This is a genomic window from Methylotenera sp., assembly GCF_029945705.1.
GTDB lineage: Bacteria > Pseudomonadota > Gammaproteobacteria > Burkholderiales > Methylophilaceae > Methylotenera.
The window spans coordinates 1-9,660 of record NZ_JAQSDC010000052.1 but is presented as its reverse complement, the minus strand read 5'-3'; the positions used below and the strand labels follow the sequence as shown (position 1 = coordinate 9,660).

At 38.5% G+C, this 9,660-nt stretch carries 14 protein-coding genes; all 14 read left to right on the top strand.

Going from position 1 to position 9,660, the window contains the following annotated elements; genetic code table 11:
• Positions 1 to 117: 117 nt before the first annotated feature.
• The 14 genes from PSU78_RS11475 to PSU78_RS11410 all read left to right on the top strand — a co-directional run bounded on the left by PSU78_RS11475 (position 118) and on the right by PSU78_RS11410 (position 9,452).
• Positions 118 to 573 (top strand): hypothetical protein, encoded by a 456-nt coding sequence (locus tag PSU78_RS11475; RefSeq protein WP_300388109.1) that lies wholly within the window; start codon positions 118 to 120, stop codon positions 571 to 573.
• A gap of 85 nt (positions 574 to 658) precedes the next feature.
• A complete protein-coding gene (locus PSU78_RS11470; protein ID WP_300388107.1) occupies positions 659 to 1,432 on the top strand; it encodes a ParA family protein in 774 nt (257 codons plus the stop codon).
• 3 nt (positions 1,433 to 1,435) lie between these two features.
• Entirely contained in the window at positions 1,436 to 2,533 is a 1,098-nt protein-coding gene (locus tag PSU78_RS11465; RefSeq protein WP_300388105.1) for a ParB/RepB/Spo0J family partition protein, read from the top strand.
• Positions 2,534 to 2,580: 47 nt separating this feature from the next.
• On the top strand, positions 2,581 to 2,859 hold the full coding sequence (locus PSU78_RS11460; RefSeq protein ID WP_300388103.1) for a hypothetical protein: 279 nt from the start codon (positions 2,581 to 2,583) through the stop codon (positions 2,857 to 2,859).
• Positions 2,860 to 2,956: 97 nt separating this feature from the next.
• Complete coding sequence (locus tag PSU78_RS11455; protein ID WP_300388102.1) at positions 2,957 to 4,024, top strand: hypothetical protein; 1,068 nt, start codon at positions 2,957 to 2,959, stop codon at positions 4,022 to 4,024.
• Positions 4,025 to 5,007: 983 nt separating this feature from the next.
• On the top strand, positions 5,008 to 5,226 hold the full coding sequence (locus tag PSU78_RS11450) for a hypothetical protein (RefSeq protein WP_300388100.1): 219 nt from the start codon (positions 5,008 to 5,010) through the stop codon (positions 5,224 to 5,226).
• The gene (locus PSU78_RS11445) at positions 5,223 to 5,513 is read left to right on the top strand and encodes a type II toxin-antitoxin system mRNA interferase toxin, RelE/StbE family (protein WP_300388098.1); all 291 of its coding nucleotides are present in this window, start codon (positions 5,223 to 5,225) and stop codon (positions 5,511 to 5,513) included. The genes PSU78_RS11450 and PSU78_RS11445 overlap by 4 nt, the downstream gene beginning before the upstream one ends.
• A 19-nt stretch (positions 5,514 to 5,532) precedes the next feature.
• Positions 5,533 to 6,141, top strand: a complete 609-nt coding sequence (locus PSU78_RS11440) for a hypothetical protein (protein ID WP_300388096.1) — start codon at positions 5,533 to 5,535, stop codon at positions 6,139 to 6,141.
• A 222-nt stretch (positions 6,142 to 6,363) separates the two neighbouring features.
• On the top strand, positions 6,364 to 6,621 hold the full coding sequence (locus tag PSU78_RS11435; protein ID WP_300388094.1) for a hypothetical protein: 258 nt from the start codon (positions 6,364 to 6,366) through the stop codon (positions 6,619 to 6,621).
• Positions 6,622 to 6,633: 12 nt separating this feature from the next.
• Positions 6,634 to 6,864 (top strand): hypothetical protein, encoded by a 231-nt coding sequence (locus tag PSU78_RS11430; RefSeq protein WP_300388092.1) that lies wholly within the window; start codon positions 6,634 to 6,636, stop codon positions 6,862 to 6,864.
• 10 nt (positions 6,865 to 6,874) lie between these two features.
• Positions 6,875 to 7,423: a phospholipase D family protein gene (locus PSU78_RS11425; RefSeq protein ID WP_300388090.1), complete on the top strand. Its 549-nt coding sequence runs from the start codon at positions 6,875 to 6,877 to the stop codon at positions 7,421 to 7,423.
• Positions 7,424 to 7,446: 23 nt separating this feature from the next.
• Entirely contained in the window at positions 7,447 to 7,638 is a 192-nt protein-coding gene (locus PSU78_RS11420) for a hypothetical protein (RefSeq protein WP_300388088.1), read from the top strand.
• 363 nt (positions 7,639 to 8,001) lie between these two features.
• A complete protein-coding gene (locus tag PSU78_RS11415) occupies positions 8,002 to 8,454 on the top strand; it encodes a hypothetical protein (RefSeq protein WP_300388086.1) in 453 nt (150 codons plus the stop codon).
• Positions 8,454 to 9,452, top strand: coding sequence for a hypothetical protein (locus PSU78_RS11410; protein WP_300388084.1), 999 nt, complete (start codon positions 8,454 to 8,456; stop codon positions 9,450 to 9,452). The genes PSU78_RS11415 and PSU78_RS11410 overlap by 1 nt, the downstream gene beginning before the upstream one ends.
• Positions 9,453 to 9,660 lie beyond the last annotated feature (208 nt).

The following is a 9,660-nucleotide window of genomic DNA, read 5'->3' as shown; positions in this document are numbered from 1 at the left end:
AAGACAATAGATAACCATTGACACATGAGCCACAAAAGAGGATAATTCTATCTAAAGTGATCGAGCAAGAATCGCTAATAAAAACAAATTATTAACGTCAACATTAAGGAATTTAATATGTCTGCAAATACAGCAAAAGTGGTAAATGATAAAGAGCTAGCTATAGCTTTTGGTAAAGTTAGCAAGTTTATTAACCCCAACCAAAGAACCGCAATGTTAAGTAATTGTTACGGTGAAGAAGGTGAACATTTCGTTAATACGTTTAAGTCGTTAGGCACATTGATTGATGAAATGCCAGTTACCCACGGCCAAGAAGGTAAAGGTAAAAAGGCAATTGCTTATCTACATTATTTTGTAAGTAACTGTGATTGGTATGTAACAGAGAAAGATATTGAAGGCGGTGTTTTACAGGCGTTTGGCTATTGTGTTGTGAGTAATAGTTTAGAAAGTGGGCGTTTTCGTTATATCAACATTACTGAGTTGTTGTTAGTTGGTGCTGAATTGGATTTGTACTTTACACCTAAAGCCCTTGATGAAATTCTAAGTGAGATATGTTCAGAAGTTAGCGCATAAGTAGATTTTGTCTGTATTGGGTCGCGGTTTGGTGCCGTGACCTAAAAAATAAGCATAAAATAAGCATAACGTAAAGGAATGAATAATGAAAATTCTAGCGGTTAGTAGTGAAAAAGGTGGAGTTGCTAAAACAACAATATCAGTCCATTTGGCACATGCAGCCTATGACAAAGGGCTGAAAGTCTTGCTTGTAGACTTTGATACTCAGGGTAATGCAGGGATGATGTTTGAGCCGCCCGATCTATCAAAGACGTTTTTAAGTACAGCAGTGTTGTTTGATGAAAAACCAAGCAATATGCCTATTGAATTTGTAAAGCCAAACTTTGGGATTATTAGGGCTGATAAAGAAGCCTTAACAATGGTGGCTGATTCAAAAACTGAAGGTGCAGAGTTCAGACCCCTAGAGGCATTAAAGCAACATGCGAATAGTTTTGATATTTGTATTGTTGATAGCGCCCCATCAAGAGCATTTTTGCTCTACTCATCATTAGTTTTAGCGGACTACGTTTTAACACCAGTGAAAATGGGTAAATTTGAATTGGATGGTTTTGCAGAGTTGATAGGTGATATTACAAACATTCAAAAAAGTGGTATTAATCCAAGAATTAAGCATCTAGGTTCAATTCCTGTAAAGATAAACACTAGAAGTAGCAAACAAATGGAAATGCTTAGCGAGTTCAAATCTACTTATAAAAAGTCTGTTCTAGATTTATGTTTGCCTGAACGAGAGGCGGTTCAGGTTGCTATTAATGAAGGTCGGCCTGTATGGAGCAACGTAAGAGGCGCTAGCCATAAAAAGACGGCTATTGAATGGCGTGATGCTTGTGAGGCCATCTTAAATATGGTTATAAAGGGGTAAATTATGTTTGCAAAATTAGATAAAAAGATTAAAGAAAACCAGACTAAAGACGGTGTTCAAATCATTGAGCTGGATGATGTTGAAATTAAAAAACAGATCCGTGTTTTATTTGAGGATGAAGAAAATTCGTTGTTAGAGCTTGGCGAGAGCCTAAAGAAATTACAACTACAACCTATTGGTGTACGAGCTAACAAAGAAGGTAGCGAAAAGCCATACGTACTTGTGTGGGGTGAGCGACGTGTTCGTGGCGCGAAACTGGCTGGTTTAGAAAGACTTGAGGCAAAGGTTATTGACCTTAATGATGAAGAGGCAAAAGACGCCCAGTTTGCTGAAAACGTACATCGTAAAAACTTTGAGCAGTATGAAGAAGCTACAAGGCTTCAGGAAGATATTGATAATGGTTTAATGGTTGAGGATCTAATGAGAAAACATGATAAAAGTAAATCATGGGTATCTAAAAGATTGTCATTATTAAATCTAGGCGAACAGTCTAAAAGAGTTATTAGCCAAGACGTGAGCGCGGATGTTGAGGTAATCAACGCAGTTAAAACTATTGAAACAATTAACCCTGTAAAAGCAAAAGAACTTGTTGATGAACTGATCAAAAACAAGGGTGAGAAACAAAATGTACGCGATAAAGTTAATCAAGCCAAGGCAGAGGTAAAACCACCTAAACCAAAAGCAGAAATCGTGAAAACACCAGATGTTAAAGTGCCAGGTGCAGTAATAGCTACTAATGATACGAAGGAACAGGTAACAGAAATTGAGAACATTGAAGAGTCTGAAGCGGTTAAAGAGCAAAGATTAATCAAAGATACGCTTTCTAAAATCTACTTTGATATTTTTGAACACGGCCATAAGTCACAAGACCTATTTGATGACCTTGATAAAAATACTAAATCCCTTCTTAGTGACCATTTACGCATTTGTTTTGATAGTGGAGTAAAATCGAAAGATGCAGCTAGGGATGCACTTAGAGCGTTTAGAAATGGTGGATTTGGTGAAGATGGACACTTGGCATTTGCATGGGTAGCTTTTATGCACGGGGCTTGTGGGCAAAAATTCAGTGTGGTTAATATTCTAGGTTGCGTTAAACCATAACCAAAGGCGGCTAGGCCGCCTTTATTGAATATATTTACGGGGTATGTATGGCTATAAGGCGAATGTCTGAGGCTGAGTTTTCGGCAGTAGAAATTTTATTAGGTATTGCAAGGCCGTTTTCAAAAGAAAAAATAGCATGTGCGCGTTTGGTATTGGTTGATGGTATCAGCATGGGTGAAGCAGCGAAGGTGCACGGAACTACAAAGCAGAATTTTCAGGCAGTAGTAAGTAAACTAGATAAGTGCTTAACCCTTTACAATGAGGCTAAAGCGATTGAGGCATTAAACCTATCTAAAACGGTTACAAAGAAAACAAAAAAAATTTAATAATAATAAAAAAGCCCGACTGTTTCCAATCGGGCTGAGCGTCAACGTAAGGACTACTAGGGTTTAGTTAGCAATCATTAACGGAGTAAATTATAACATGGTAGAAGAAACCAGAGATGAGAGTTTAAAAAAAGTTGTGCAGTTACTAAATAAAGACGCATTCGCAAATAGGCAACTTGATATATTTCAAAGCTTTTATGCAAACACAGATGAGCAGCGGAGTGAAGCTTCAAATTCAATAGAGCTTTGGGATAGTGTGCCGCGCTATTCAATATCACAGCAAACGATGAATAAAATGCGTGACGACAAAGGCAGATTAGACTTGCTTGAGGTCCCATTTAATTATCGCCAAACCAGCTTAAAAGCAATTGTTCAACCTGCGCTTATTCAGGAAGAAAAAAACGGTGTTAAAGGCACGGTTTCTTACTATCCTAGCGCAAATGAAGAACTAATCGAAGAAGCCTTACGCAAGATCGCTACTATTCAACAAATGGGATTCCATGAGCCTATGAAGCGTAGTGGCGTAGTCTTCACGCTTTATCAGTTGCGCGAAGAGCTTAGACAGCGCGGCCATACAAGGTCATTTAACGAAATTATCAAGAGCCTAACAATTCTTTCTAGCAGCATCATAGAGATTAATGGCGAAGATAAGCAGCGGAACAAGGCTTATGGTAAACGAAGCGCATATTTTCCAGCCGTTACTTGGGTCAATCAGGCCGACTTATCGGAAGACCCTAACGCCAAGTGGCATGTACAATTTCATCCACTGGTGACGGATTCAATTGATAAGCTAACTTACAGGCAATTCAATTATCAACAGCTTATGAGCCATAGCACACAGCTTGCGCGTTGGCTTCATAAATACCTTGTTACCAAGTACACAATGGCAAGCAAAATGAAGCCATTTGAAATGCGCTACAGCACTATTAAACGTGATAGCGCTATGCTTAGTGGATATAAGAGAGAGCGACAAGCCATTGAAGCCTGTGACTTCTCAATGAATGAATTAAAAACACAAAAAATAGCTCATGAGATTAAACGTGAGACAAAGTTAGGTGAGAGAAACAAAATAATAGATGTAATTTACACCATTACACCTACGCTTGATTTTATCGCAGAAGTAAAGGCGGCTAATGCAAGACAAGGGCAATTAAAAAGCCAGTAATCGGTAGGTATAGGTGGCGGGTCAAAAACCTAAAACTTCACAAAGGGTGTGTTTTACAATAAAAGTTATCCACACCCTTTTTAAATCGGTAGGTATAGGTGGCGGGTCATGGCTATTATCGGTAGGTATAGGTGGCGCAATTAGGTAGGTATAGGTGGCGGCAATAGTTTTTAACTGGAATACGCACCAAATTAGTGCGATATTATCGGTAGGTATAGGTGGCGGGTCGTGTTTTTGTGATTATATTTTAATCAAAATCGAAAAATCGTCGGTAGGTATAGGTGGCGGGTCATGTTTTTTTCGGTAGGTATAGGTGGCGGGTCATGAAAAAAATCGCGGAATCGGTAGGTATAGGTGGCGGGTCGTGTTTTTAAGCAACTGTTTTTATTAAAAAAAACGGCATTTTTTTTGCCCCTATCCTTTTATCCTTTTTTTAAGACTTTTTTTAACCCTGAACCCAAACCCGCCTACCCTTCGTGCTTCGCACTACGCCCCAGCCTTTGGCTGGCCTAACACCATAGAATGATACCGCAAGCGGTCTTGTTTTTTTTATGCGCGTACCGCGCAAGAATTTCACCATTCATAAAAGCACAGTCTAAGCCCTGCTGCGAGCTAAAGCTCTTTCAGGACTAAGACCTAGACAAATCACGCCCAGCAATAAAACCGATTGCTGGCCGTTCAGCTAGGTTTCTGTGAAAACTGTGCATAATTAAGCTTAGGTTGTAACGAAAGGTTGCATTAGTCTATAAAAAGAAGAGGTGGACTTCACTTAAACTTGAGAATGTAGCGACTTTAAGCACCCTACAGCACGTTATTTAAAATTTTTGATATAACGGTATGGATTATCGCAATCTAACTCGTTGAAACACGGTTTTAAATACGCAGAAAGTTGTGATACAAGCGAAAGATTAAAGTTTAATAAAGGTTATATTTTGCTACCTTTAGTAGTATAATGTAACCAGTTAATTAAGTAGAGGTTAATCATGGCAAAAGCAATTAAGTTATCAGAAAAATTAGTAGATGACGCAACAATCAATGGACTCGCTCAACACAGAAGCACGCCTAAGCAAATTGAATATTGGGCTTCTATCGGCAAGATAGCTGAAGAAAATCCAGACCTACCTTTTACTTTCATAAAAGGCATTTTGATTGGGGTGAAAGAAATTGAAGCTGGCGAGGTTTCAGGGTATGAGTTTGGATGATAGTAAAACAAACTAATAGCTTTAAGAGAAAAGTTAAAAAACTGAATAAAACTGAAAAGTTAGCTTTAGATGAGGCAGTTAAATCAGTTATGAATGACCCTAGTATCGGTGAAATGAAAATAGGCGATTTAGCTGGTGTCCAAGTATATAAATACAAACTGAAGGCACAACTTTATTTATTAGCATATATGTACGATGGCGAATTGATCTTAACTTTTATTGAGTACGGAACTCATGAAAATTTTTACCGTGATTTAAAGAGTAAACCGAATGTGACAAAACATTAGGAAAGGAAGCAGAATAAAAATGGCTCAATCAAAAAGATTAAAAGACCAAGGATCTACGGCAAAACGTGCAGCAACATCTTTAAATAAAATTATTCAGGATTTTGATTACTCTAATCCAGCTATTAGTAGTTTGCCTAGGTTAAATAAAGGCGATCGTGATGTACTTTTAAAAGCTGTTGGAATATTAAGACGTATAGGATCAGAAAAGTCTCAATTAGCTAAGAATGAAAAAACTAAAGAAACTAAACGTGAGGAGTTAATAGCAAGAACGACTACTGAGGCCTCTAAAATAATTGATAGCTGGAAAAAACCAGAAAGTATTTTAGATAAAGTAGCTTTAGTATTAAGTTCAAATGGCTCATATTCACTAGAGCGTTATCTCGTAGAAGGCGTAACAGTTTTTGGACGTGAAACTACAAAGGACGATTGGCTAGAAACATTTAACGACCTCTTTAATGATGCAATCAGGGAAATACCTGGCAGTGTTGCCTATCATTCAGTCATAAAGAATAAGTCGTTGGATGAGGTCTTAAATGCATTATTGGAAAAGATAACAGAGTTTAAAAACTCAGCGATAGCTAGGCGGCTTACAGAGCTATGGTCTCATAAAATTACAGCAATTACATAGTGAAGCAACCAAAAGTTTCGCGCCCGCGAAACTAATTCAAGTAGGTCAATATAGCTTAAATAGCTTATCAAAGACAATATATAGCCATTGACAAATTAACCTTTAAAGAGGATAGTTTAGCTAAGGTGATCGAGTAAGAATCGCTTAATAATTAAAGAACAATTGACGTTGTTAAAGGCTTGATTTAGGGATACCTACGGCCACTTTTTTAGGCAAATAATTATGTGGCAAGCAATAGAAAATATTAACTTCAGGCCTGTAGGTAAAGTTTTAGCAACAGGTGAAAAAAAAGAGGATGTTATTAATTTTTGGGTGGCTGGTCGAGTAAGTATTACATACACCAGTTACTTTGAAATTAAGCGTTTGAAACCTGAATCTTTAAGAAAACGGAGATTAACAAGGCTGAAAAACAAGCTGATAAAAAACACCCCTCTGTTTTTTGATGAGTTGTTCGCCAGAGAGTCGGCAAAAATTGCGTGATTGGATAAAACTATGACTCAAACAAATGCCGTTAAGAGGCACAAAAATATTTTGTATTGGGATGACGAAAGATCGTTAGGTAATAGCCTGATTGTTACTTTGGTTTATGGAAAACAATTTTCTGCTGATGTAGGCACGGGCGAGCATGTGAGGGGTTTTGATACAGTTAAAGATGCCTTGAGAGAGGTTCGTACAGCGGTAGATTGTGATTGTAGTAATTGTAAGAAACATTTAATCTCATAAGGAAATAACAGTGAAAACAACAATAAAAAAGACAGTAAGTATTATTTGCTTATTGGGCGCTTTTGGATTTAGTAGTTTAGGTTTTTCTCAGACAATAGAGGTGGCGTTTTCACCGAGAGAAGGCGCGCAAGATTTAGTAATTAAAGTCATAGACAGCTCAAAGAAATCATTACGGTTATCTGCATACTCATTAACTTCTGTGCCAGTTGTTAAAGCACTTATCGCGGCCAAGAAACGCGGCATAGATGTGGCGGTCGTTGCTGATTACAAGCAAAACATAAGTATGGACAATGGGGCTGGGCGTGCAGCACTTAATCTTTTAGTGTTGAATGGTATTCAAACTAAGGTGATTAGTATTTATCCTATCCATCACGATAAATTTATAGTAGCGGATGGCGTGAATGTTGAAACTGGTAGTTTCAACTACTCTAAGGCCGCAGAATATAGTAATAGTGAAAATGTAATAGTGGTTTGGGATGATGCCAAGCTAGCTAGTCAATATATTGAGCATTGGAATAGTCGTTTTTCTCAGGCTAATGATTATAAACCTAGCTATTAAATTATTTATAGGATAAAAAGTTTATGAACTCGAGTGACTCACAACTAAATGGTATGAATGGTATTAAGGACATGTTGGTAACACAATTGACTAATAAAGGCGGATTGCCTTTCTTATTCGATGTTGGACAATCTGATTTTGATACTACGCAAGGCTTGAGTGAGAGCCGTTATAAAGAGGCTTCAGAGCTTAAAATTAAGGCTGATAGCTTATAATAGTAGCAATAATTTGAAGGGTGAAATATAGGTATGGGAAAACTTAAATTAGTTATGTTGCGTGGGTATGAAGAGTGTTTCTCTCTTTTCTGGCTTGCCTGTAAATTATTAGCGCTGAATATATTACCAATTTTGCTACAGTTTATAGATAGCTCGTTACCGAAACCGTATTTAACAGAGAGCCAGTGGTCAACCTTTTTTATTTATATATTACCATTGAGCGTTTTAGTTTTTTTGTTGGTTGTGTTTAGTTTTGTGTGTGTTGGTATCAAGTTATATAAATTTGCTAAAAATTAATAAAGCTTAGATTTGGTAGTGTTAGGTGGTGTGTAATTAACATAATTAATAAGAAAGGCACTGTGAATGGAAAACCCAAAAGTGATTAGTTTCGCACCTGGTACTTTTATAGAACTAGATGATCCTTTGTCTGGTAAAAGGCGATTAGTTTTAGTCGCTGAAAGTGGTGTTGATTTCTACGATTACCTTGATGAAGTGAACCCTACCCCGCTTGGTATTTTGGATGTTCTTAGCCCTGTAGAGATTGGGGATTGTCGGTCGCTCGCAGATGAGTTAATGCTAGGCGGCAATTACGAAAGCTATAAAGCATTTAGTGAAATGCTCTTAGTGCTTTGTGATACGCCCGCAGCTAACGATAAGCTAACGCTTAATCGTGCGGCTAAATGGGCTTTCGATAATAAGTGTTATGACACCAATAGAGCAAGCTCCTTTGGTGTTTTGGCTACGGTGGAGGCTAAAAAAAGACAAGGTAAGATTGTTGATATCGCCAATGATCTAGTTAATGCGGAGGTGTTTTAATGGATATTTCTGCAAGAATTAGTGAGTCTGAGAGACTTGTTCATTTTAATTATGGCGCTGCTTATGGACGTGCATTAGAAATGCAGCGGTCTACGTCTAGCGACATAGACCGCAAGGAGTTGGCCGCTACTCTCGTAGCTGAACGCTTTGCTACTTCTAATCGCGATACAAGTATCGCGTGCTTTAAGGAAGTTGGTCTTGGCCGTGATGCCATGTCTAAAGCCTATGGCGTCACCGCCAATGATGTTGAATCTGTCTTGTCTGGTCGTGTTGCCGACTACGACTTAGCTAAAAACTTTGGTTCTAAAGACTTTAATGCGCTTTCTGCGAAAGGCCAGTTGTACGTTCAACAACATAACATCGAAAGCTTCGCTAGCCGTGGCCGTGTTGAAGCTGTTGGCTTCAGCGGCAACTTTCTTTCTTCTGTGCAACAAAACGCCAATGAGTCTAAAGAAAAACTCATCGGCCATTTGTTGCACGTTCGGTCTTCGATTGATGCTGGTGTGGATCGTGGCGCTTACGAGAAAACAGAAGCTAAGTCTGTTTATGATCGCTTTGAAAAAGCTACTTTTGACCCTTCAGGTAAAAAAGCTTCTTCTTCTCAGTTATTCAATGACTTTGAAAAATCTTCTAGTGCCAGTTTGCGCCGTGATGTTTCGTTTGAAGTTGAAATGCGTTATGCGGCCAACTCTAGGCTTGTGGATCGTGCCCGAACTAATGAAGGTAATGCTAATTTAGCTAAAGCCAATGATTTTAGGCGTCTTGAGCCTGTAGGTGCTGTTAAAAAACATCCTGATTTGGTGCCCGCTTTTGCTGCTCTTTATGCTGCTTCTCAAAATGCTGAGGTTAAATTTGGTGTGGATGGTAAAGCTGGTGCCGTGGCTATAGCTAAAGAAAACTTGGCTTTAAACATAGAAAAAGGCGTTATTCCTCAATCTGTAGAGCGTGATAGTTCTAAATCTAATCACATGGCTTCGGCTGATTCTCTTGAACTTTAAGTTTGCGTTTCGAATTCTAATATCTCAATAACTGGTGGACTCGTAGGGCAAATTTTGGCTAACGCCAAAACCGTGCTTTAACGGGTTCGCTAGCCGCTCATTCCTACGGAACTGGCAAGCCAGCCCTATCAATCACTTTCGCAAAGTCGAACCCTTACAGTTTCGCGCCCGCGAAACTTAGTAGCTCAATAGGGTTTCGCTTTCGCCC